This window comes from Candidatus Regiella endosymbiont of Tuberolachnus salignus, from assembly GCF_964020115.1.
Lineage (GTDB): Bacteria > Pseudomonadota > Gammaproteobacteria > Enterobacterales > Enterobacteriaceae > Regiella > Regiella insecticola.
The window spans coordinates 3,058,369-3,081,590 of sequence record NZ_OZ026542.1 but is presented as its reverse complement, the minus strand read 5'-3'; the positions used below and the strand labels follow the sequence as shown (position 1 = coordinate 3,081,590).

The window sequence follows — 23,222 nt, the reverse complement described above, 5'->3', positions numbered from 1 at the left end:
TGATTATCCTATGGTTGTGTATTAGAGCTTATTCAAAATCTTTTTCGTCCCTTTTTTCCTCGTCGGAGCGTAGCTCAAAGAAGATTTCGAATAGGCTCTTAGTGGACGGTGGGATTAAAGATCCTTACGCAAATAAGGTTGTATCTCACCGTGTTTTCGGGTTTTAATGAATTTCAATATCCAAGCGTAATGTTCTGGATTTGGAGTGATCAATGTTTCTATTTCTTCGTTGACTCTCCGTGCGACATAAGCATCATCTGCACCGGTTAAATCATCCATCGGTGGGCGAATATAAATATCAAAACGATGTTTATTGTAATCGTAGACAGAGAACATGGGCACAATTGCAGCGTTGCATATTTTCATTAAGCGTCCAAGCGTTGGTAACGTTGCTTTATAAGTGGCAAAAAAATCCACAAATTCGCTTTGATCATTTCCGTAGTCTTCATCAGGTAAATAACCACCCCAAAATCCTTGACGTACCGAGCTAATAAAGGGTTTTATGCCTCCCTCTCGTGAATGAATACGGCCACCAAAGCGTAGTCGGGTGCGATTCCACAAATAATCGATGAGTGGATTACGTTGATGATGGAACATGCCGGCTACTGGTTTTCCTTCTGCTGCCAACAACATGAAAGGGATATCTATCATCCAACCGTGAGGAACCAGTAAAATGATATTACGTCCCTGCTTTTGTACATCGTCCCATATTTCTCTGCCATGCCAATGTACACGTGAACACAGTGATTTAGTGCCACGTAAATATAATTCAGCCAGTATCACCATGGGTTGTGCTGCGGCCGCAAACATGTCATCAATCAGTTTTTCGCGTTTTTTTTCATCTAATTGCGGCATACAATAGCAAAGATTGATACGTGCACGCCGCCGTGCACCTTTAGCAAATTTTCCGACGAGGCGTCCGAGGCTAGCCCAAAATGGATCCCGTATTCTAGCAGGGACATAAGCTGAGACAATAAGAAGCATAATGCTAAACCAAATTAGCCAATAACGAGGATAAAGAAATGATTTTTGAAAGCGTGGAATAAACCCTTCGTTTTTATTTTTTTCTTGATGCATAACACACTCTGTCGATTAATTAAAACGCAGCTGCGATACAACTTGTCTGGCTGTTGCCATATATTTCCGGCGACTTTGGCCTGTTAACCCTTCAGAACGTGGCAACTTTGCGGTGACAGGATTAACAGCTTGCTGGTTAATCCATAATTCATAATGCAAATGAGGCCCGGTGGAGCGTCCCGTATTACCGGATAAAGCGATGCGATCTCCCCGTTTTACTTTTTGCCCTGGCTCAACCAATAATTTTTTTAGATGCATATAGCGCGTGGTGTATTGGCGCCCGTGACGGATAACAACATAATTACCTGCCGCACTGCTTCGTGTGGCTGTCAACACTTCACCATCCCCGATGCTGAGTACCGGTGTCCCTATTGGCATCGCAAAATCTACCCCTTTATGTGGGGTAATCCGCCCGCTGACCGGATTAACACGGCGTAGACTGAATCCAGAAGAGATACGGAAGTGTTTCATCGTCGGAAAACGCATAAAACCCCGTGCTAAACCGGAACCATGGCGATCATAAAATTTACCGTCGCTGGCGCGAATCGCGTAATAATCTTTACCGTCTGAAAGTATATGGACGCCAAGTAGTCGGCTTTGCTCATGACGGCCTTCAAATTTTTCCCGTGACATCAATACTGAAAACCGATCGCCGCCTTGCAGTTTATTAACGTTTAATTGCCATTGTAGTGCTTTAGTAACAGCACGTATTTCGGCGGTATTTAATCCGGCATTTTTTGCACTTTTGATAAAATTTCCTTCGAAACGCCCTTTTAGTACACTGTCATGCCATTCACCTTGTTGCAATACTTTTTTTTCTTTAAAGTGATTGCCGATGCGATCATAAGTACGGCTTTCGCGAGCTGAGACCTCCCAAATCAAGCGTTGCAAATCACCATTTTTATCGATAGACCAGGAAATCTGTTGACCTACTTTTAGATGACGCAATGCCCGATGTTGTGAAGCCAACAAGGCAATATCCGCCTTATCGATGCCATATTGAGTCAGAATATTGCCTAAGGTATCCCCTGACGAAATCACATATTCATTGGTGCTGGATCCATTAGGAGACTTGGTATCCAGTTCATCTTGGAGAATTTCATCAGGTTCGGGTATTGTTTGCTCAAGCGGTTCGTTGACATCAAGGGGTAATGATCTTGGCTGAGTGAGGTTAAGTGTTATGTCTTTGCTGATAGGCTCATTTTCTGGAAGATGAACAGCAGGTTGCCAAATAAACACAGCCAGCGTTACTAGAATCAAAGACCCCAGCATTATACGGTGTGGGCGTGATAGGCTGTTATACGTTAAAGTGATAGTTCGGACTACCTGCTGCAATTGTTTTTATCCTTACAATGTATACCCTTCGCTTTTTGAGTCACGGCGGCGTTGGCTGCTTACTCTCATCCTCTGTCATGTACTACCTGTATCCTCTTCGTCTTTGAAGGGGATACACTTCTAAGATTCGATTGATTGCCACCTTGCCGTAACTCGAAATTCATTGGGTATCGATCTATTTCAGGCAGCTTAGATATTGATCGGACAATTGAGATAAAAACTCTACATAGCTGTCCTTGCGCAACTCGATGCTTCCCCCCAGTGGATCTAACATACCTACACGTACATCTGTACCTTCGGCAATAGCATTGATCACGGCTGGCCTGAATTGTGGCTCAGCAAAAATACAGGTTGCTTTTTTATCAAGCAACTGGGTTTTTATTTGATCTAAACGTTGTACTCCAGGCGGTATTGCGGGATTGACGGTAAAATGCCCCAATGGCGCTAAGTTAAACCGTTCTTCAAAGTAGCCGTAAGCATCATGAAAAACAAAATATCCTTTGTTTTGTATAGGCTTAAGCATCTTAGCAATTTTTTCCTCGCGTTGCGCTAGTTGATCTTTAAATTGACGCAGATTTTCATCTAGTTTGTCTTTGTTTTGCGGCATAAGTTCCAATAATTTATCATGAATCGCGATTGCTGCTAACTTGGCTATTGGAGGCGATAACCAAAGATGCATATTATAATCGCCATGATGATGATGATGATGATCATCATCTTTTTCTGCTGTTACCTGTTCAGAAACGGGATGATCATGTTCAGTGTCTCTGATTAATAACGCTTCAACTTTAGGTAATTGTGCAATGGCGATCTGTTTATTAGTAGCAAAACGGGCTAATGGTTTACTAAGAAAGCTCTCCATGTCAGACCCAATCCAAATAACTAAATCTGCATCGCGCAGCAGTGTTAGATCCGATGGACGTAAAGCATAGTCATGAGGCGAAGCGCCATTAGGCAATAAGACTTTTGTTGACGAGACACCTTCTGTGATAGCAGCAGCAATAAATCCCAATGGGCGTATTGACGTAACTACAGTGGCAAAAGCAAGATTAAAGGTGTTAAAGGTGAGGCATACAATAGTGAGAGCCGCGTACTGCTGCCATCTCTTTTTCTGGAACATAAAGTAAATTTTCTCGTCGTGTGAATCAATCAAATGTAATATTATAACATTAAATTGATTTTGCAAATGTGATCATTATGTCCACGCTAATAATGCTTAATAACATCTCGGTTACCTTAGGTGAAAAACGAGTACTCAGTGATATTTCTCTTTGCTTGCAATCGGGGCAATTACTGACTTTACTCGGCCCCAATGGGGCGGGTAAGTCAACGTTAGTTCGGGTAGTTCTGGGGCTTCTCGCGCCCACGAGCGGTACGTTGACGAGAAAGCCGGCTCTACGTATCGGCTATGTGCCACAAAAATTGTATTTAGATGCGAGCTTACCTTTGACAGTAAACCGTTTCATGAGCCTACAGGCAAAAAGCCAATCAGCAGATATTTTGTCGGCACTCAACCGAGTTCAAGCCCTTCATTTGTTAGAAAGCCCGATGCAGAAATTGTCTGGTGGTGAAAGTCAGCGTGTATTACTGGCCAGAGCATTACTGAATAAACCCCAATTATTGGTATTGGATGAGCCGACACAAGGTGTGGATATTAACGGGCAATTGGCACTTTATGATTTAATTGAGCAATTACGAATGGAATTAGGCTGCGCTCTGTTGATGGTTTCACATGATTTACATTTAGTTATGGCTAAAACTGATGAAGTACTTTGCCTCAATCAGCATATTTGCTGTTCAGGTACGCCTGAAGCGGTTTCTATGCATCCTGAATTTATCGCGATGTTCGGTAAAAGTGGCGCTGAACAACTGGCGATTTATCGTCATAACCATCGTTATGAAGTGGAGCGATGACCGATGATTGAACTGCTTCTTCCCGGTTGGTTAGCTGGCATGTTATTAGCCACGGTAGCAGGTCCATTAGGCTCTTTTATCGTATGGCGTAGAATGTCTTATTTTGGCGATACGCTGGCGCATGCTTCTTTACTCGGTGTGGCTTGTGGCCTGCTACTACATATTGATCCATTTTATACTGTGATAGTCATTACATTAATGTTGGCATTAATATTAGTGTTGATGGAGCGAAAACCACAGCTTGCTGTTGATACTTTACTTGGTATTTTAGCGCACAGTGCTTTGTCTCTCGGTTTAGTGGTCGTCAGCTTAATGCATAATGTGCGCGTTGATTTAATGGCTTATTTATTTGGTGACTTGCTGTCGGTTAGTTTAAGTGATATTTGGCTTATCTCCAGTGGAGTCGCTTTGGTATTACTGATGCTTTGTTGGCAATGGCGTCCATTTTTGTTGATGACCATCAGCCCTGAACTGGCTCACGTGGACGGTGTTAATTTGCAACGATCCAGGATGCTACTCATGCTGATTACTGCCATTACCATCGGTTTGTCGATGAAATTTGTCGGAGCGCTAATTATCACTTCGCTGTTGATCATTCCTGCTGCTGCTGCTCGTCGATTTGCACGCACTCCGGAGCAAATGGCAGGGATAGCGGTGGTTATTGGCATGCTAGCGGTAAGTGGAGGACTCATCTTGTCAGCTTGTTATGATACACCCGCCGGCCCGTCTGTCGTTCTTTGTTCCGCTGTTATGTTTATACTCAGTTTGTCACGAAAAGCGCGGGGTTAGTCTTTAGATAGTTTTATTTTAAGACTCCCTATGTAAGGTATTGCTCTGAGTCTTTATCATTATAATTTTGTTTTTAAAATATGATTTTAAATCGATTAAACTATAAATAGTGATAATTATTTTTTCGGTAAGATATTTTTATTATGGCATACTGAATTTAATGGATACTCTCTACGGTTTTGCAAGGAGTCTAATAAAATAATCAGGAGTCAGTATGTTGAAAAAAGAGATAGAAAAGCGACTTACGCAGCAATTAAATTTAGAATTTTCCTCGGCTAATCTTTATTTGCAGATGAGTGCTTGGTGCTGTCGCCAGGGTTTTGATGGTGCAGCTAGCTTTTTGAAGGCACATTTTCAAGAAGAAATACAACATATGTTACGTTTGGTTGATTACCTGAATGATCACGATGTTTCATTTGTGATTGAAGCTATCACGCCGCCCATTGAATCTAAATCGCTAGCAGCGATTTTTGAACAAGCCTATCAGCATGAATGTTGCAACACGAAAAAAATTGATGAGCTGGTGTCAATTGCTAAGGATTTAAAAGATTCTTCTACTTTTCATTTTCTACAATGGTATGTTGCTGAACAGAGTGAAGAGGAAAAATTATTTAAATCTATTCGCAACAAACTTAGGTTGGCGGGCAAGAGTGAAAGTAGTCTATTGCTTATAGATCAAAATTCAAGGACTTATGTAAAATCTCCTTAAGTGACACCAAAATAACATCATTTGTCGTCAATGGTCAGTTTTCTAGTATGTTTGCTCCGATAGTCATACGGATGAGGTGCAAGTTAAGTTTTATAAAAAATTTATTGGCTGGGATACCAGGATTCGAACCTGGGAATGCCAGGATCAAAACCTGGTGCCTTACCGCTTGGCGATATCCCAATAAATCAGAGGAAACTGTTGTAAATTTAAAAAATAGTGGCTGGGATACCAGGATTCGAACCTGGGAGTGCCAGGATCAAAACCTGGTGCCTTACCGCTTGGCGATATCCCATCTCTACCCTTCGCCTTTGAAGCCGCCGCGTTGTTGACTGCGGGTGCTCGCCGAATCACGTAGTCTATCTACGCTCATCGGTCGGTCGCCCTGGCCGCCTAGCGGCAATTTCAAAGGCGAAGGGTATCAATACATCTAAGAATCTATTCTAAATCTTTTGTACTCGCCGATACCTGGCGAATAAAGACTTCGATAATACATGGTGCGGAAGGCGAGACTCGAACTCGCACACCTTGCGGCGCTAGAACCTAAATCTAGTGCGTCTACCAATTTCGCCACTCCCGCAAAACACAGATGGTGGCTACGACGGGATTCGAACCTGTGACCCCAGCATTATGAGTGCTGTGCTCTAACCAGCTGAGCTACGTAGCCATCTTTACTTATTACCGCAACTTCATCAGTGTTGCGGGGCGCAATTATGCGGATATGCTGGATTTGCGTCAACTGCTTTTTCGTTAAAAAATGCGGAAAAAGTGTGATTGTTTGGCTTATAAGCGTTATGGAGATAATTTAATCAATTCATGGATGTTGATGATGAACTCACTTCGCCGCCGCTTTTGTTGGCTGTAATTCAAACACCACATCAACCTGATCATTAAAGCGAATACTTTGTTGCTTATAGGTTTCAGCAGCCTCATTTGACGCTGCGGGGGCGCTGTCTTGCATCCGCATCATCATCGGCACTGGCTGGTCGTTAACCGCACGGTAGCGGATGCTGTATACCGACCCGAGGGTGCTTTTAAAATCCTGTGCTACAGAACTCGCTGTGGATAAAGCATTGTCTATCGCTTTCTTACGCACCTCTTCACGATACTTTTTTGGATCGGCAACGTCTAAGTCTACTGCGCGAATTTCATTAAGACCTAACTTCAGTGCCTGATCAAGTAACTCGTTCATTTTGTCGAGATGACGCAATGTAACTCTAATCTGACGCACAGCACGATAGCCTTTTAGCACGGTCTCGCCGGCTTTTTTGTAATCGTACTCCGCTTGAGTCCGTAGATTAGCCGCATTGATATCTTTTTTATCGATATTTTGTTTTTGTAGAAAATCAAAATATTGTGCTACCCGTTGATCGACCTGTTTTTTAGCGGCAGCCGCCTCTTTAGTCAATTCACTTACTTCAATCGTTAAGATGGCAATATCTGGTACAACGTCAATACCGGCACTGCCTGAGGTAATAATATGTGGCCCAGCAGGCACTTCAGCAGCTGATAACACCGCAGGTAAAATACTGAATCCTATTAAGGTTGCTAAAGCGAGTGTATTTAATTTCACAATCCATGCCTCCCAATGATTTATTTTGACTTATACCCTTCGCCTTTGAAGCTGCCGCGTTGTTGGCTGCGAGCCCTCGCCCGAATCACGTAGTTTGTCTACGCTCATCGGGTCTCACGCCCTGGCCGCCTAGCGGCAACTTCAAGGGCTGTGGGTATATTCATATCGACTTTAGCCGGCGGATACAAATGTACATCCATTTGTGGATAGGGGATGCTGATATGATTCGCATCTAACGCTCGCTTAAAGTTTTCCATCAAATCCCAGTACACCTCAAATGAATCAGCGTTACTGCTCCACACCCGCACGATAAAATTTAACGAAGACGCAGCCATCTCATTTAAACGGATCGTCACCCCTCTGTCGTGTATGATCCGATTATCCGCGGCGACAATATCCCCTAATATTTTTTTTACCACATCAATATCTGCATTGTAAGCCACGCCCAGGGTGATCTCAGTACGACGTTCCGGATCGCGCGTGGTATTGATGATATTGCCACTGATAATTTTACCGTTGGGTACCACCACAATTTTGGCATCAGGTGTGCGCAGGGTAGTGGAAAAAATCTGTACTTGTAATACCGTCCCCGCTACGCCGCCTAAATCGACATATTCACCGACGCGGAAGGGACGCAATGCGACTAACAATACGCCTGCGGCAAAATTAGAAAGCGAGCCTTGTAATGCTAAGCCAACCGCTAAACCGGCGGCACCTATCACCGCGATGACGGAGGTGGTTTGCACACCCAGACGACTTAATACCGCAATGATAGTAAAAGCTAAAATACTGTAACGTATTATAGCCGATAAAAAATCGGCCACAGTGACATCGATAGCTTTTAGTTTCATCACGCGGTTAGCCGTGCGTGAGATCACTTTAGCGACAATCGACCCGATGATAAGTATCAACAGTGCCGCTATCAGATTGACGGTATATTGCAGCAAGAGATCTTTATTGTTTAATAACCAGCTTCCTAGGTTATTAAAGCTAGCGACGACGTTTATTGGTTCCATTATCCACCCAGTATGATCATAACCTCCCACGTGGCGCGGATTCGGCGTTACGTGGGAGGTTATGCGAAAAGTCTCATCACCTGTTCCAAATCTTCTTGAGCGACGCTCAGACAAGGAAAAAACGAGTGAAAAAGCGCAGTCTACATAAAGTAAATGCGCATTTTGAGCTCGTTTTTGACGAAGTATCAGCGAGCACAAGAGATTTCGAACTATAATACATCGACCGCATTGAGATCCTTGAAGGCTTGTTCTAAACGGGTCACCATGCTTGTTTGAGCTGCTCTCAGCCATACTCGGGGATCATAATATTTTTTATTCGGTTTCTCCTCTCCCTCTGGATTACCAAGCTGCCGTTGCAAATAACCTTCGTTTTTTTGGTAATATTGCAGCACCCCCTCCCAGCTCGCCCATTGGGTATCAGTATCAATATTCATTTTGATCACGCCATAGCCGATAGCTTCTCTGATCTCTTCCCTACTCGAGCCGGAGCCGCCGTGAAAAACAAAGTTCAAACTGTTATCCGGTAGGTGAAATTTCTCGGAAACATGTTGTTGGGAATTGTGCAAAATTTTTGGCGTTAACTGTACGTTACCGGGTGTATACACCCCATGAACATTGCCAAAAGCAGCGGCAATAGTGAAATTGGGGCTGATGGCGTTTAATTTTTCATACGCATAAGCCACCTCTTCGGGTTGCGTATAAAGTTTAGAATTATCCAAGTGGCTGTTATCGACCCCGTCTTCTTCACCGCCAGTACAACCGAGTTCAATCTCTAGTGTCATGCCGATTTTTGCCATACGTTTTAAATATGTTTCACAAATGGTGATATTTTCTTCTAACGGCTCTTCCGATAAGTCGATCATATGAGAAGAGAACAACGGCTTACCTGTGGCGGCATAATGTTTTTCCCCCTCATCAAGCAGGCCATCTAACCAAGGCAGCAATTTTTTCGCACAATGATCAGTATGCAAAATAACCGGCACGCCGTAATGTGCAGCCATTTGATGCACATGATGTGCGCCGGAAATAGCGCCAACAATAGCCGCTTGCTGACTTTCTAATTTTACGCCTTTGCCTGCGATGAAAGCGGCGCCGCCATTGGAAAATTGAATAATCACAGGTGCTTTTACTTTGGCTGCGCTTTCTAATACAGCATTGATAGAATCGCTATTGATACAGTTGACTGCTGGTAATGCAAAGCCTTTTTCTTTTGCGTAGGTGAAGAGTTTTTGTACATCATTACCTGTAATAACCCCAGGCTTTAAGAAATTAGGAATTTCTGACATGTTATTTGTCCTATTTGTCAGCCAATCAATAGACCTCTTCGGAAACTTACTGCGTGACACGGATCCTGCGTTGCCCGGTGCGCGCAATCCTCATGTATTTATAGCAACGAAGGTTGCTGTGCGCCGGGCGCCTTGACTCCGCATAACGAACTACGGTTTCCAAAGAGATCTAATAAAATGAAATGCTTTAACAGGCTGATTTAACCTGTTTAGCACGTGCTTCTAGCATCGCCACGGCCGGTAATTTTTTCCCTTCAACAAATTCGAGAAAAGCACCACCTCCAGTAGAAATGTAAGATATTTTATCAGCAATACCAAAAAGATCGATGGCCGCTAACGTATCTCCCCCACCAGCGATAGAAAAGGCGCTACTGTCAGCGATTGCTCTTGCTAAAATTTCAGTGCCTTGGCGAAAATTGGGGAATTCAAAAACACCCACTGGACCATTCCACAAAATGGTTTTGGCGTTTTTGATAATGTTAACCAGATTCTGGATAGAAGCATCACCCAGATCGAGGATCTCTTCATTATCGTTAATATCCGTCACGGGTTTCACTACCGCTACCGCATTTTCAGAAAACTCAGTGGCGACACGAACATCTATCGGCAAGGGGATATTACAGGTTTTTAACAGTTCTTTAGCGTGCGGCAACAAGTCTTTTTCATACAACGATTGACCGACGTTATGACCTTGAGCGGCAACAAAGGTGTTTGAAATGCCGCCACCGACAATCAGTTGATCGGCGATCTGCGCTAAGCTATCCAACACCTTGAGTTTAGAAGAAACTTTAGCGCCGCCAACAATCGCCACCATCGGGTGCGCTGGGTTATCTAAGGCAGTGGCCAATGCCGTCAACTCTGCTGATAACAATGGCCCTGCACAAGCGATAGGGGCAAATTGGCCAACGCCGTGCGTTGATGCCTGCGCACGATGTGCGGTGCCAAAAGCGTCCATCACATAAACATCACAAAGTGCGGCGTATTTTTTTGCCAAGGCTTCATCGTTTTTTTCTTCGCCTTGATTAAAGCGCACGTTTTCTAACACCACCACTTCACCCGCACCTACCTCAACCCCATCAAGATAGTTTGTGGCTAAACGCACCGGAATCGACAGTTTTTTTTGTAAATAATGCACGATGGGCAGGAGTGAAAAAGCGTCGTTATATTCGCCTTCAATCGGTCGCCCCAGGTGAGAGGTCACCATGACATGCGCCCTTTTATCTAGTGCGGCTTTGATCGTCGGTATTGATGCGTCAATACGCGCTGTGGAAGTGATTTCCCCCTCTTTAATCGGTACATTGAGATCGGCTCGGATCAGTACACGTTTCCCTGTTAGGGCTAAATCAGACATATTAATTACAGACATGTTATAACCTCTTTTTAATGCGTTATACCCTTCGCCTTTCAAGTTACGGCGGCGTTGGCTGTTCGCACTCATCCTCTGTCATGTACTATCTGTACACTCCTGGGATTCGATTGATTGCTTCCTTGCCGTAACTCGAAATTCATTGGGTATAAAATCCGCTTTTCGCCATGGCTAAGGTGGTATCCAACATTCTATTGGCAAAGCCCCATTCATTGTCACACCATACTAAGGTTTTAATCAGATGTTGTCCGCTAACCCGGGTTTGTGTGCTGTCGACAATAGCACTGTGTGGATCATGGTTAAAATCGGTCGAAACCAAGGGCAATGTGGTGTAATCGACTATACCATGAAACGCTTTTTGCGCTGCCTGTTGTAAGCATTGGTTGACTTGCTCAACTTGCACGGTTTCAGTGACCATTACCGTTAAATCGATAGCGGTGACATTAATGGTGGGTACCCGTACGGAAATGGCTTCAAATCTGCCCTTAAATTTGGGCAAAATACGAGCAATGCCAGCAGCCAATTTGGTATCGACAGGAATAGATGGATTGACTGGCGGCACGCGTGCGGCGTAAATCTTGATGATAGGCATCAATCACCGGTTGGTCATTCATCAATGAATGGATGGTGGTCACCGCGCCGGATTCAATCTTATAGGCGTCATCCAGTATCTTAATAATGGGAATGAGGCAATTGGTGGTGCAAGAGGCGTTAGAGACAATTTTATGTTCAGCCAGTAAATGCTGATGATTAACACCATAAACCACGGTGGCATCTAAATCGGCTGCCCCGGGATGGGCAAATAACACCTTTTTAGCCCCGGCGGCCAAATGCGCTTTACCGTCTTCGCGACTGCCAAAAACACCACTACAATCCAAAACCACATCGATGTTTAACCCATACCAAGGTAAATCTTTAATTTCAGCTTGATGCATTAAGCGGATAAAATCGCCATCGACATAAAGACCATCATTTTTCAAGCTCAGCTCACGAGCAAAGCGCCCATGGCTCGAATCATATTTCAATAAATGTGCCATTGCCTCGGCACTGGCCAATTCATTGATCGCCACCACTGACATGTGGGCTCGTTTATCCGATTCATACAGCGCCCGTAAAACATTACGCCCGATACGCCCGAAACCATTGATTGCGATGTGGATTGTCATATTATTACCTGCTGATATCCCCTTCGTCTTTGAAGTTACGGCGGCGTTGGCTGCTTGCTCTCATCCTCTGTCATGTACTACCTGTACACTCCTGGGATTCGATTGATTGCCGCCTTGCCGTAACTCGAAATTCATTGGGTATATTTATTAGACCTCTACTGCAATAAAGCCTCTGCTTGTTCAATTACATTTTCAACAGTGAAGCCAAATTCTTTAAACAGTAATTCCGCCGGCGCAGATTCGCCAAAAGTATTCATGCCGATCACCGCGCCCTTTAAACCCACGTATTTATACCAATAATCAGCACTGCCCGCTTCTATTGCCAGGCGAGCACTAACGGCAGATGACAATACCGATTCACGGTAAGTCGCTTCTTGCTGATCAAACAGATCGGTCGAGGGCATTGATACCACGCGAACCTGATGGCCTTTTTCGGTCAATTGTTTAGCGGCATCGATAGCGAGTGAAACTTCTGATCCGGTGGCAATCAAAATCAGCACAGGTTGACCAAGGCAATCTTGCAGTACATAGCCCCCTTTGCTGATATTTTCTACTTGTTGCTCGGTTCGCGGTTGTTGTATCAAATTTTGCCGAGAAAAAAGCAGGGCACTGGGGCCATTTTGGCGTTGCAACGCGCATTGCCACGCCACCGCTGATTCGACCTGATCACAAGGGCGCCAGGTGCTTAGATTAGGTGTCAAACGTAGACTGGCGATTTGTTCCACCGGTTGATGGGTCGACCCGTCTTCACCCAGCCCAATCGAATCATGGGTATAGACAAAAATACTGCGTATTTTCATCAGCGCCGCCATGCGCACCGCATTACGTGCATATTCGACAAACATCAAAAAAGTGGCGCCATAAGGGATAAAACCGCCGTGTAACGCAATACCATTCATGATAGCGGACATGCCGAATTCACGTACACCGTAGTGAATGTAGTTGCCATCGTGGTTTTCCATCAGCGGTTTAGAGCCTGACCAGTTGGTCAGATTACTGGGGGTGAGATCCGCGGAGCCACCCAATAATTCCGGCAGTATTTTTCCAAAGGCTTCTAATGTATTTTGCGATGCTTTACGGCTGGCGATATCAGCGGGTGTATTTTGCAACGTTTCAATAAATTTTTTAGATTCCATCGCCCAATCATCAGGCAATTGGCCTTGGACACGGCGTTCGAATTCCGTAGCCAATTGAGGATAGGCTTGGGCATAAGCCGCCCATTTTGCGTTCCAAGCGGCTTCTTTTTCTTTGCCTGTTTCTTTAGCATCCCAAGCGGTATAAACAGCGGGCGGAATTTCAAAGGGTGGATAGTGCCAGTTGAGTGTGACGCGGGTAGCAGCGATTTCTGTATCCCCCAAGGGCGCACCATGAACATCATGACTGCCGGCTTTATTCGGTGATCCTTGGCCAATAATGGTTTTACAAATCAGTAGCGAAGGTTTATCCGTTACTCGCGCTTCGTCAATCGCCTTTTTAATCGCCTTCGCATCATGACCATCGATATTCTCTATCACATGCCAACCATAGGCGACAAAACGCGCGGCGGTATCATCAGTAAACCAGCCTTTAACATCACCATCAATGGAAATACCATTATCATCATAAAAAGCGATGAGTTTGCCCAATTGCAGAGTGCCCGCAAGTGAACAGACTTCATGAGAGATCCCCTCCATCAGGCAGCCATCGCCGATAAAAACATAGCTGTAATGATCGACTATTTTGTGATCGGGGCGATTAAATTGTGCCGCCAAGGTGCGTTCAGCAATGGCAAAACCGACCGCATTTGCCAGACCTTGTCCCAAGGGACCGGTGGTGGTTTCCACGCCGGGCGTGTAGCCATATTCAGGATGCCCTGGTGTTTTGGAATCGAATTGGCGAAAATTTTTCAGCTCCTCCATCGACAGATGATAACCGGTAAGATGAAGCAGGCTGTATATCAACATCGAGCCATGGCCGTTAGAGAGTACAAAACGGTCACGGTTGATCCAATGGGGGTTGCAGGGATTATGCTGCATATAATCACGCCACAGTACTTCGGCAATGTCCGCCATCCCCATCGGGGCGCCGGGGTGGCCAGATTTGGCTTTTTGCACCGCATCCATGCTCAATACACGGATAGCGTTAGCAAGCTCTTTACGAGAGGTCATGTTTTTCTCCTGGTGGGATTAAAAAAGCGTCCAAGGCTAACATTCTCTCAGACAGAGGATTAAAACAGCAATGATTAAAATTCAGCAGAAAATGTTGTGAGGGGTTTCTTTTTGAAAAGATAGCCAGTGCTTTGCGGAAGAGTAAACGAGGATGAGATACTTTGTTATAAGTGACGATGCCAAATCCCTCACTGGAATTTGGCATGTTTCTCTAAAAATGGTGTGTAGAGGAAGATTAAATCTGTTTTGCAAGTTTTTTTTCTTCCGCAAGCCTTTGCGTCACACGCTGTTGCCGTGCTTCTATTTGCTGCTTGATATGTTCCTCGCGATCTTGCTGCGCCACGCTTTCTTTTTCTGCTTCGGAGGCTTTTATTTCATCGATTTTTTCTGGGTTATTATACGCTTCTTTAGCGTCGTCATTAGAAATTCTTCCGGAATTTTGTAATTTTTGCAAATATAAATTGTCAGAAGCTTTCATATTTTTCAACTCTTGCAAAAAATTAGAAGTACTTTCAAAAATTTTTTTATTTTTAAACATTAGATCAAAATGGGTTTGAGAAATTTTTCCTTCTTTATGTAATCTATTCACATAGTATAGTTCTCTCGGTGTCAAGTTCGGTGATTCATGAAAATATAAAACATTATTATGCAACCCTTGACGATATTTTTTTTGTAATTCAGTTACTGCATTTGGGGCTTGCTTCACCGCTATTAGGGCTTTCTGTACCTTGCTAGCAACTGCTGGTGTTGAACATGCTGATACGCTTGTTTTTTCAAAACTGGAGCTGGATAATGATGTAATTCCTGTTGGCATTTTATAAATCCTCGGTTAATTTAGTTAATTTAAAAATATCTACCTTTGTTGACAGATATTGATAAATATACAGAAAATTTATATAAAACTTTTTCAAAAAACGCTCATTAAATAAACTAAATTAATCTTTCGGGTCACGATGTTTTTTACTTTTATCGATTAAATGCAGTATACCGCGCAGGATACTGAGTTCGACCGTCTCAAGGCGTGCGCGGGTAAACAAACGTCGCAATTTAATCATAATCTCTCCTTGATGGGCTTGGCGGATAAAACCAATATCGCCTAAAACCTGTTTTAAGCATTGATAAAAACGTTCAAGATCCTTGTTCGGTGGGTAGAGTGCTGTTTTTTGTTTTACTGCACAGGAGGGTAAAGAGGAGGGTAAGTTTGAGGGGGGCTCGGTGGCTACCCTTGTTGCATCGAGCCAAGCGTTTCGTATTTCATAAGCAATAACTTGTACTGCCATTGCGAGATTAAGTGAGCTGTATTCGGGATTGGTGGGGATCTCGACATGGAAATGACATTTTTGTAATTCATGGTTGGTTAAACCTGAACGCTCACGGCCAAAGACCAATGCCACAGGCGTAAAGTGAGCTTCAGCGACGCTTTTAACACCGCACTCCCGCGGGTGTAACATTGGCCACGCATGGGTGCGTGAGCGAGCGCTGGTACCTATCACAAGCGAACATTCTGCTACCGCTTGATCCAAATTATCAACAATCTTTGCGTTATCAATAACATTGCTGGCTCCTGCCGCTAACGCGATGGTATGAGAATCGATTTTTTCCAGTGGATCCACCAGATATAGCTCGGTCAATCCCATCGTTTTCATCGCTCTTGCCGCAGAACCGATATTTCCAGGGTGTGAGGGTTCAACTAAGATGATGCGGATGTTGTGTAGCATATGCGGTTTTGCCAGAAGTCTGTTGCAGATAATGGCATTTTAACACAGACCCCTGTTATACTGCGCCACTTCATTTTTTGTTCCTTAACATCCTAGTGGAAAAGACCCATGCACCCGATGCTGACTATCGCTATACGTGCTGCACGTAAGGCCGGCGATCTCATTGCCAAATATTATGCTGAACCCCAGGGTTCAATCAAAACGAATAAAAAAAACAGCAACGACTTTGCTGTTGATAAGAGTGCAGAGCGGTTGATTATCAATGTGATCCGTGATTCTTATCCCAGCGCCAGTATTATTAGTCAAAAATGCCCTGCGTTAAATGGTGGGGATAATGAGACGCAATGGATTATTTCATCGCTGGATGAAAATAGTAATTTTACTAAACGCCTCCCTCACTGTGCCGTCTCTATTGCTGTTCGTATAAAAACACATACCAAAGCACATACCGAAGTTGCCGTTATTTATGATGCCATACGTAATGAATTATTTACTGCTGTCCGCGGGCAAGGTGCTCAACTTAACGGTTATCGTTTACGCATTCCTGAATATAAAAATTTAACGGGCACTACGCTTGCCGCAGGTATTTCTATCAAAGCAAAGCAACATGCCCATGTCTATTATAATTTGCTAAGCCAACTGTCTGCTCAATGTGACAATATCCACAGCTCAGATTCACCCGCGTTAGATTTGGCCTATATTGCTGCCGGACGTGTTGATGGTTTTTTTGCGATAGGTTTGTCGCCTTGTAGTTTTGCTGGTGGTGAATTACTGGTTCGTGAAGCAGGGGCGTTAGTAACCGATTTTGTCGGTGGCGACAATTATTACAACTCCGGCAATCTTGTGGCGGGGTCTCCGCGCGTGGTTGAGACAATGCAGCGAATTATGGATGAAGAATTAACCGCGGCGTTGAGATGCTAATGCATCATTTTTATTGTATATCTTTGCGCCTGTTGGAGCCGCTGCCTTGTTGGCTGTGGTATGAAAAACAAGAGTAAATTACTCTAGATTATATACAGTGAGTTGTAAACCAATGTAAAAACGACGCCTTAAACCACCTCAATGTATCCTTTTTGCTATGCTTATATCTGTAAAAATAAAAACCGTTTTTGCAGAAGGCGATATGAGTCTAGACACCTTTCCAGTGATTAAATTATCCAATCAACAGCGACGATGCCGCGCGTTGTTGATGCTTTTTTCACCTATGTCTGCAGTGCAGTTAGAGACGATAAGTCGTTTCAATGGTGTTGCTCCTACGGTGAGTCGACAGGATATAGCACAGATTTCTGATGAAATTAATCAATTATATCACCTGGATATTTGTATCCAGGCTAATAATTTTTGCCAAATCGAAGGAAAATTATTGGATAAAAGATTATGTCTGATTGATTGCTTGCGTCGCGGGTTACGTTACTGTCCTGAATTTATTGATAACTATTTTTCTGTTGATCTCTATCGCGCCCTGGCGTTGGAATTACACCAGGTGAATAACTGGTTAAAACCACAATTGCAGAAAATAATGGAGTGTTGTGAAAAGTTACTCGCGCAACCTTTTAGTGAAAGAGATCGCCGGTTTTTACCGATTTATATTTTTTATTGTGCTTGGGAGAATCAACAGCAACGTAGCTTACATTTAAAAACAAATCAGCGGGATTGGCTGAATCAAAAGCGAGAACGCGCTGCGGCTAATATCTTATTTCATTCAATCAATCCGCTGTTACCTACGCCTTTAGCGACCATTGAACGAGATATGATCATTCTGATGCTGACAATGCTAAAAACCCATAATTATAACAATAGCAATTCAGTGGAAGACACTCGATTAATGAATTCTGTTCATAATATGATCGGCCGTTTTCAACGATTTTCAGCGGTGTCGTTCAGTAACAAAACCGCTTTGGCAAGTCAACTGTACTCTCATCTCGCCCCGGCTATTGCACGTTGCTATTTTAATATTGGCGTTGATAATCTGTTGTTAGATAGAATTACCAGTAAATATCCACGTTTATTGCGGACTACACAGCAAGCGTTAGTCGATTTCGAGCGAGAACATCAAATCCAATTTTCATCGGAAGAAATAGGTTTGATTGCCATTAGTTTTGGTGCTTGGTTGATGCAGAGCAATTCGTTGCAGGAAAAACAAGTGCTTTTGTTAACGCGAGATAATTCTCAACTCGAAGAGGAATTAGAGCGGCAAATTCGCGAATTGACGATATTGCCGCTCCATATCAAATATTACCCCCTGGATAAGTACCTTCAATGCAATACACCGCAGGATGATGCTTTAGTCATAACGCCCTATTTTGTTCTTTCCCCGCCTTTAACCTCTTCCTTGATACAAGCTTTACTTCCCTTAACGAAACAGCAAAGCGAGCAAATTCGGATTTTGTTGGAAGCGCCTCAACATCCGACATCAAATTCATTGGGTGTCCGCGCTTAAGTGCGTCATCACTCTTTATACCCTTCGCCTTTGAAGCTGCCGCGTTGTTGACTGCGAGCCCTCGCCCGAATCACGTAGTTTGTCTACGCTCATCGGGTCTCACGCTCTGGCCGCCTAGCGGCAACTTCAAGGGCTGTGGGTATAGCCTCTTTTTTGCTTTCGGCGATAAGTGCCCCGATGCCACCAATAGCCCCCATCAAATTACTGGCTTCCAGTGGCATCATGATAATTTTACTGTTATTGGCAGAGGCAATATTTTGTAAAGCATCGGTGTATTTTTGCGCAACAAAATAATTGACGGCTTGGATATCTCCGGCAGCGATAGCTTCTGATACCAGTTTTGTCGCTTGGGCTTCTGCTTCTGCGGCTCTCTCTCGTGCTTCTGCTTGTAAAAAGGCAGACTGGCGCTCTCCTTCCGCTTTTAAAATCTGTGATTGTTTCTCCCCTTCAGCCCGTAAAATGGCTGCTTGTCTGACACCTTCTGCTTCCAGAATATCGGCTCGTTTAGTTCTTTCTGCTTTCATTTGTGCATTCATTGCCGAGACGAGCTCCGCTGGGGGACGAACATCACGGATTTCAATACGTGTGATTTTGACGCCCCAGGGATTGGTTGCCTCATCGACAATATGCAGTAAACGACTATTGATGTTGTCACGTTGCGATAGCATTTCATCCAATTCCATCGAGCCTAATACTGTCCGAAAGTTAGTCATGGTTAAATTAACGATTGAGAGCTCTAAATTACTGACTTCATAAGCCGCTTTCACCGGATCAATGACTTGAATAAAGCAAACAGCATCAATAGCAACATTAGCGTTATCGCGCGAGATAATTTCTTGCGAAGGAATATCTAACACTTGCTCCATCATATTAATTTTACGACCGACACGGTCGACAAAAGGGACAACGATATTTAAGCCAGGCATCAGCGTTTTGGTATAGCGCCCAAAACGCTCGACGGTCCATTGATAACCTTGAGGCACAATTTTTACAGCGCAGAGCACCCCGATAACGGTTAGCATGATAATAATAGGGAGAATGCTTAACATATTTCACTTCCTGTTTGGCAAGGGATTAATTTTTTATACCCGCAGTCCTTCAAGTTGCCGCTAGGCGAACACCCGCAGCCAACAACGCGGCAGCTTAAAAGGCGAAGGGTATATACTACAATGACAGTTGTTCCTCTATCCATTCTAGACCACTTCGGTATTCATCAGGGAGTAAAGGCGCGAGCGCTGTCAATGTGGTATGGAGCTGTTGCATTGAGGGGGCATGCAAATTCAAATGACCCACTTTACGCCCAGGGTGTATGTCTTTTTCATACCAGTGTAAATGGAGTAGTGGTAATGTTAGCCATTCCGTATTCACTGGAGTGCCGATCAGGTTGATCATGACTGATTGCCCGCTGACAACCGGTGTCGGTAAGGGTAAATCAAGAATGGCGCGTAAATGCAGTTCAAATTGGCTAATAGAGGCGCCATTTTGTGTCCAATGACCACTGTTATGAACACGGGGAGCTAACTCATTAATCAGCAGTTTATCGTTGTCAATAAAACATTCCATCGCCATCACCCCGACATACTCGAGTCTCTCCATAATGGCGGACAACATGCTTTCGGCCTGTTGCTGCCATTTTGCTCTAACCTGAGGCTGGAGAATACTCACACGTAGTATCCCGTTTTCATGCAAATTATCGGTCAGTGGATAAAAAACCGTTTGTCCTTGGTGATTACGTGCGCCAATCAGTGACACTTCAGCAGAAAAATGGATGCCTTGTTCAACAATGCATTCACCGTATACATCTGGCGGCAAATCGGTTTGACCACCCCCGGTTAAACGCCATTGGCCGCGGCCATCATAGCCTCCAACGCAGCGTTTAACGATGGCTAAATCACCAAATTGCGCGAACACTTGTGGCCATTGCTCGGCATTCTCCAATAAGCGCCAGGGGGCTGTTGCTAAACTCAGGCTATCAAGCAATTTTTTTTGTGTTTCGCGATCGGCTAAAAGTGGAAAAACAGTACGATTAACAAAGGCCTTTTTTTCAGCCAATTGGCAGGTTAATTCGGTTTCAGGCCAACGCTCAATTTCAGCAGTAATGACACTTTCCTCATGAGGTACATGCTCTGGCCTAGCATCCAAACCAATAGGGTAAACCTTGATCCCCAGAGGCTCACCGGCCTGACGTAACATTCGTCCTAATTGACCGTTACCCAGTACGCAAACCGATTTCATATTTTTGACCTCGGATCGGCGTTTTTCAAGACGTCATCAGTTTGTTTTTGACGCCAATCGGTTAATCTGATGGCCAATTCGTTATCTTGCAGTGCTAAAATTTGCGCCGCTAACAAGGCCGCATTGGCGGCTCCTGCCTTACCAATTGCCAGTGTTCCTACCGGGATCCCCCGTGGCATCTGTACAATGGAATAGAGACTGTCGATGCCGTTTAGTACTGCGCTTTGGATCGGAACGCCGAGTACAGGTACTAACGTTTTCGCCGCTAACATCCCCGGTAAATGCGCTGCGCCGCCGGCTCCGGCAATGATGACATCAAATCCGTTTTCTTTAGCGCTATTGGCAAAGCTAAATAATTTGTCTGGAGTGCGGTGGGCTGAGATGATTTCGACATGAAATGCAATCTTCAGGTCGTCGAGTTGCTCGGCAGCACATTGCATTGTCGCCCAGTCACTTTTTGATCCCATGACGATTGCGATTTTAGCCTTAGCCGGGTTAGTCGAATCGAGATTGGTTGGCATGGAAGGAGGCTCCTTGTTTATATTAATGTATACCCTTTGCCTTTGAAGTTGCCTTCGGCTGCCAGGGCGACCGACCGATGAGCGTAGATAGACTACGTGATTCGGCGAACACCCGCAGCCAACAACGCGGCGGCTTAAAAGACAAAGGGTATAAAACCTGTTAAACGGCGATCGGCGCTTTAATAGCAGGGTGAGGATCATACCCTTCGATTTTAAAATCGTCGAAGCGATAATCAAACAACGAAGAGGGCTTGCGGTTGATTGATAAGGTAGGCAACTTGCGCGGCGCTCTGGTTAATTGTAAAGCTACTTGTTCCAGATGATTATGGTAAATATGAATGTCTCCCCCGCTCCAAACGAAATCGCCTACTTCCAGCTCACATTGCTGCGCCAACATGTGCACCAACAGTGCGTAGCTGGCAATATTGAAGGGTAATCCAAGAAATACATCGCATGATCGTTGATATAACTGGCATGAAAGTTTGTTGTCAGCGACATAAAATTGAAAAAAGGCATGACAAGGGGCTAACGCCATTTTATCTAGTTCACCGACATTCCAAGCAGAAACCACCAGGCGTCGTGAATCGGGATTTTTCTTTATCTCGTTAACCAGGAGATCGAGCTGGTCAATGTGACGACCTTCCGCCGTGCCCCAACTACGCCATTGTTTGCCGTATACCGGGCCGAGATCGCCTTGTTTATCCGCCCATTCATTCCAGATAGTAACGCCATTTTCTTTTAAATAGGCGATGTTAGTATCCCCTTTTAGAAACCATAACAGCTCATGGATAATCGCTTTTGTATAACAGAGTTTGGTGGTCACCAAGGGAAAGCCGTTCTGTAAATTAAAACGCATTTGATGTCCAAAGATCGACAGGGTACCGGTACCGGTTCTGTCCTTTTTAGCAGTGCCTTCTTCTAATACTTTTTTCATTAAAGCTAAATATTGTTGCATGATGCCCCTCTTTACAACACTGGGTTAGGACGGGATGTACCCTTTGTCTTTGAAGCTGCTAAACTACTTCGGCTATAGGACCAAATCATTATTATTACCCCAGTCAAAACCATCGGTATCGATAACAGTTGTCCCATACTGATGACACCATCAAGTAAACCGATTTGCGCATCTGGCTGGCGGAAATATTCTACGATAATACGGAAAATGCCATAACCAATAAGAAATAGGCCGGAAACACTTCCCATTGGCCGTGGTTTGCGAATAAAGAGATTCAGCAGGATAAAAAGCACGACACCTTCAAGGATCATTTCATACAATTGAGAGGGATGGCGCGGTAAGAGGCCGTATTGCTGTAGTATATTTTGCCAAGCAGCATGAGTAGGGGCTATTTTAATGTCTTCACTCTGCGAGGTTGGAAATAACATAGCCCAAGGGGTGTTTATTGTGACTCTTCCCCATAATTCACCATTAATAAAGTTACCTAAACGCCCGGCGCCTAAACCAAAGGGAATAAGTGGCGCGATAAAATCAGAGACTTGGAAAAAATGACGCTTTGTGCGCCGTGCAAACCATAACATGACAGCGATCACCCCGATCAGCCCGCCATGGAACGACATACCGCCATCCCATACTTTGAAGAGATAAAGTGGATCCTCGAGAAATTGGGAAAAATTATAAAACAGGACGTAACCGACACGTCCTCCGATAAACACCCCCAAAAAACCTGAATACAGCAGATTTTCGACTGCTTCTTTGCTCCAATGACTGCCTGGTTTATTCGCTCTGCGGATTGCTAGCCACAGGGCAAAAACAAAACCAATCAGATACATCAAACCGTACCAGTGGAGAGAAACAGGACCGATTGAGAAAATAATCGGATCAAATTGAGGAAACGCCAGATAGTTATCGATCACCTATAATAATCCCCGTTAGTCTATTTTTCCCCAGAAGGGTAAGAAGAATGGTATGGTAGCA

The 23,222-nt window shown here is 44.2% G+C and carries 20 protein-coding genes, 4 tRNA genes and 1 pseudogene; 5 read left to right on the top strand and 20 right to left on the bottom strand.

Annotated elements, in window-relative coordinates; all coding sequences use genetic code 11:
- Positions 1-114: 114 nt before the first annotated feature.
- The 3 genes from lpxM to znuA form a co-directional block, all read right to left on the bottom strand.
- Positions 115-1,077, bottom strand: coding sequence for a lauroyl-Kdo(2)-lipid IV(A) myristoyltransferase (gene lpxM / locus AACL30_RS15255; protein ID WP_339057216.1), 963 nt, complete (start codon positions 1,075-1,077; stop codon positions 115-117).
- Positions 1,078-1,092: 15 nt separating this feature from the next.
- Positions 1,093-2,412: a murein DD-endopeptidase MepM gene (gene mepM / locus AACL30_RS15250; protein WP_339057215.1), complete on the bottom strand. Its 1,320-nt coding sequence runs from the start codon at positions 2,410-2,412 to the stop codon at positions 1,093-1,095.
- A gap of 175 nt (positions 2,413-2,587) precedes the next feature.
- Positions 2,588-3,532 carry a zinc ABC transporter substrate-binding protein ZnuA gene (gene znuA, locus AACL30_RS15245; RefSeq protein WP_339057214.1) on the bottom strand — a complete coding sequence of 315 codons (945 nt, stop codon included), beginning with the start codon at positions 3,530-3,532 and terminating at the stop codon, positions 2,588-2,590.
- A gap of 77 nt (positions 3,533-3,609) precedes the next feature.
- On the opposite strand from znuA, the gene znuC reads away from it, so the two are divergent.
- The 3 genes from znuC (at position 3,610) to AACL30_RS15230 (ending at position 5,824) form a co-directional block, all read left to right on the top strand.
- Positions 3,610-4,326, top strand: coding sequence for a zinc ABC transporter ATP-binding protein ZnuC (gene znuC, locus AACL30_RS15240; RefSeq protein WP_339057213.1), 717 nt, complete (start codon positions 3,610-3,612; stop codon positions 4,324-4,326).
- Between the two features lie 3 nt (positions 4,327-4,329).
- Positions 4,330-5,115 carry a zinc ABC transporter permease subunit ZnuB gene (gene znuB / locus AACL30_RS15235; protein ID WP_339057212.1) on the top strand — a complete coding sequence of 262 codons (786 nt, stop codon included), beginning with the start codon at positions 4,330-4,332 and terminating at the stop codon, positions 5,113-5,115.
- Between the two features lie 214 nt (positions 5,116-5,329).
- Positions 5,330-5,824: a ferritin gene (locus tag AACL30_RS15230; protein WP_339057211.1), complete on the top strand. Its 495-nt coding sequence runs from the start codon at positions 5,330-5,332 to the stop codon at positions 5,822-5,824.
- A gap of 105 nt (positions 5,825-5,929) precedes the next feature.
- On the opposite strand, the gene AACL30_RS15225 is transcribed toward AACL30_RS15230, so the two are convergent.
- From AACL30_RS15225 to trmJ, 12 genes and pseudogenes are all read right to left on the bottom strand, one after another.
- A tRNA-Gln gene (locus AACL30_RS15225) sits at positions 5,930-6,004 on the bottom strand.
- 37 nt (positions 6,005-6,041) lie between these two features.
- Positions 6,042-6,116 (bottom strand) — tRNA-Gln (locus AACL30_RS15220).
- A 200-nt stretch (positions 6,117-6,316) separates the two neighbouring features.
- Positions 6,317-6,401: transfer RNA gene (locus tag AACL30_RS15215), tRNA-Leu, on the bottom strand.
- A 10-nt stretch (positions 6,402-6,411) separates the two neighbouring features.
- Positions 6,412-6,488, bottom strand: a tRNA-Met gene (locus AACL30_RS15210).
- 168 nt (positions 6,489-6,656) lie between these two features.
- Entirely contained in the window at positions 6,657-7,394 is a 738-nt protein-coding gene (locus tag AACL30_RS15205; protein ID WP_339057210.1) for an oxidative stress defense protein, read from the bottom strand.
- A 104-nt stretch (positions 7,395-7,498) separates the two neighbouring features.
- On the bottom strand, positions 7,499-8,410 hold the full coding sequence (mscS, locus tag AACL30_RS15200; RefSeq protein WP_339057209.1) for a small-conductance mechanosensitive channel MscS: 912 nt from the start codon (positions 8,408-8,410) through the stop codon (positions 7,499-7,501).
- Between the two features lie 209 nt (positions 8,411-8,619).
- On the bottom strand, positions 8,620-9,696 hold the full coding sequence (gene fbaA / locus AACL30_RS15195) for a class II fructose-bisphosphate aldolase (RefSeq protein ID WP_339057208.1): 1,077 nt from the start codon (positions 9,694-9,696) through the stop codon (positions 8,620-8,622).
- A 187-nt stretch (positions 9,697-9,883) separates the two neighbouring features.
- Entirely contained in the window at positions 9,884-11,062 is a 1,179-nt protein-coding gene (locus AACL30_RS15190) for a phosphoglycerate kinase (protein ID WP_339058498.1), read from the bottom strand.
- A gap of 139 nt (positions 11,063-11,201) precedes the next feature.
- Positions 11,202-12,228, bottom strand: a pseudogene (gene epd / locus AACL30_RS15185) (erythrose-4-phosphate dehydrogenase).
- A 155-nt stretch (positions 12,229-12,383) separates the two neighbouring features.
- A complete protein-coding gene (gene tkt / locus AACL30_RS15180; RefSeq protein WP_339057207.1) occupies positions 12,384-14,375 on the bottom strand; it encodes a transketolase in 1,992 nt (663 codons plus the stop codon).
- 235 nt (positions 14,376-14,610) lie between these two features.
- Complete coding sequence (locus AACL30_RS15175) at positions 14,611-15,189, bottom strand: hypothetical protein (RefSeq protein WP_339057206.1); 579 nt, start codon at positions 15,187-15,189, stop codon at positions 14,611-14,613.
- Between the two features lie 121 nt (positions 15,190-15,310).
- Positions 15,311-16,093 carry a tRNA (cytosine(32)/uridine(32)-2'-O)-methyltransferase TrmJ gene (gene trmJ, locus AACL30_RS15170; protein ID WP_339057205.1) on the bottom strand — a complete coding sequence of 261 codons (783 nt, stop codon included), beginning with the start codon at positions 16,091-16,093 and terminating at the stop codon, positions 15,311-15,313.
- Between the two features lie 108 nt (positions 16,094-16,201).
- Between trmJ and suhB the strand changes: the two genes are divergently transcribed.
- Entirely contained in the window at positions 16,202-17,014 is an 813-nt protein-coding gene (suhB, locus tag AACL30_RS15165) for an inositol-1-monophosphatase (RefSeq protein WP_339057204.1), read from the top strand.
- A 202-nt stretch (positions 17,015-17,216) separates the two neighbouring features.
- A complete protein-coding gene (csiE, locus tag AACL30_RS15160) occupies positions 17,217-18,533 on the top strand; it encodes a stationary phase inducible protein CsiE (RefSeq protein ID WP_339058497.1) in 1,317 nt (438 codons plus the stop codon).
- An 89-nt stretch (positions 18,534-18,622) separates the two neighbouring features.
- On the opposite strand, the gene AACL30_RS15155 is transcribed toward csiE, so the two are convergent.
- From AACL30_RS15155 to lgt, 5 genes are all read right to left on the bottom strand, one after another.
- On the bottom strand, positions 18,623-19,582 hold the full coding sequence (locus AACL30_RS15155; protein ID WP_339057203.1) for an SPFH domain-containing protein: 960 nt from the start codon (positions 19,580-19,582) through the stop codon (positions 18,623-18,625).
- Between the two features lie 115 nt (positions 19,583-19,697).
- Positions 19,698-20,768: a 5-(carboxyamino)imidazole ribonucleotide synthase gene (purK, locus tag AACL30_RS15150; RefSeq protein ID WP_339057202.1), complete on the bottom strand. Its 1,071-nt coding sequence runs from the start codon at positions 20,766-20,768 to the stop codon at positions 19,698-19,700.
- Positions 20,765-21,289 (bottom strand): 5-(carboxyamino)imidazole ribonucleotide mutase, encoded by a 525-nt coding sequence (gene purE / locus AACL30_RS15145; RefSeq protein WP_339057201.1) that lies wholly within the window; start codon positions 21,287-21,289, stop codon positions 20,765-20,767. Before purE ends, purK begins: the two co-directional genes overlap by 4 nt.
- Positions 21,290-21,449: 160 nt before the next feature.
- Positions 21,450-22,244, bottom strand: coding sequence for a thymidylate synthase (gene thyA, locus AACL30_RS15140; protein WP_339057200.1), 795 nt, complete (start codon positions 22,242-22,244; stop codon positions 21,450-21,452).
- Positions 22,245-22,255: 11 nt separating this feature from the next.
- Positions 22,256-23,161 carry a prolipoprotein diacylglyceryl transferase gene (lgt, locus tag AACL30_RS15135; RefSeq protein WP_339057199.1) on the bottom strand — a complete coding sequence of 302 codons (906 nt, stop codon included), beginning with the start codon at positions 23,159-23,161 and terminating at the stop codon, positions 22,256-22,258.
- Between the last annotated feature and the right edge of the window lie 61 nt (positions 23,162-23,222).

Bases quoted from the DNA above. Each gene is read 5' to 3' on its own strand.
- lpxM (WP_339057216.1), bottom strand. From the start codon at position 1,077: ATGCATCAAGAAAAAAATAAAAACGAAGGGTTTATTCCACGCTTTCAA.
- znuA (WP_339057214.1), bottom strand. From the start codon at position 3,532: ATGTTCCAGAAAAAGAGATGGCAGCAGTACGCGGCTCTCACTATTGTA.
- znuC (WP_339057213.1), top strand. From the start codon at position 3,610: ATGTCCACGCTAATAATGCTTAATAACATCTCGGTTACCTTAGGTGAA.
- znuB (WP_339057212.1), top strand. From the start codon at position 4,330: ATGATTGAACTGCTTCTTCCCGGTTGGTTAGCTGGCATGTTATTAGCC.
- AACL30_RS15230 (WP_339057211.1), top strand. From the start codon at position 5,330: ATGTTGAAAAAAGAGATAGAAAAGCGACTTACGCAGCAATTAAATTTA.
- mscS (WP_339057209.1), bottom strand. From the start codon at position 8,410: ATGGAACCAATAAACGTCGTCGCTAGCTTTAATAACCTAGGAAGCTGG.
- fbaA (WP_339057208.1), bottom strand. From the start codon at position 9,696: ATGTCAGAAATTCCTAATTTCTTAAAGCCTGGGGTTATTACAGGTAAT.
- AACL30_RS15190 (WP_339058498.1), bottom strand. From the start codon at position 11,062: ATGTCTGTAATTAATATGTCTGATTTAGCCCTAACAGGGAAACGTGTA.
- tkt (WP_339057207.1), bottom strand. From the start codon at position 14,375: ATGACCTCTCGTAAAGAGCTTGCTAACGCTATCCGTGTATTGAGCATG.
- AACL30_RS15175 (WP_339057206.1), bottom strand. From the start codon at position 15,189: ATGCCAACAGGAATTACATCATTATCCAGCTCCAGTTTTGAAAAAACA.
- trmJ (WP_339057205.1), bottom strand. From the start codon at position 16,093: ATGCTACACAACATCCGCATCATCTTAGTTGAACCCTCACACCCTGGA.
- suhB (WP_339057204.1), top strand. From the start codon at position 16,202: ATGCACCCGATGCTGACTATCGCTATACGTGCTGCACGTAAGGCCGGC.
- csiE (WP_339058497.1), top strand. From the start codon at position 17,217: ATGAGTCTAGACACCTTTCCAGTGATTAAATTATCCAATCAACAGCGA.
- AACL30_RS15155 (WP_339057203.1), bottom strand. From the start codon at position 19,582: ATGTTAAGCATTCTCCCTATTATTATCATGCTAACCGTTATCGGGGTG.
- purK (WP_339057202.1), bottom strand. From the start codon at position 20,768: ATGAAATCGGTTTGCGTACTGGGTAACGGTCAATTAGGACGAATGTTA.
- purE (WP_339057201.1), bottom strand. From the start codon at position 21,289: ATGCCAACCAATCTCGATTCGACTAACCCGGCTAAGGCTAAAATCGCA.
- thyA (WP_339057200.1), bottom strand. From the start codon at position 22,244: ATGCAACAATATTTAGCTTTAATGAAAAAAGTATTAGAAGAAGGCACT.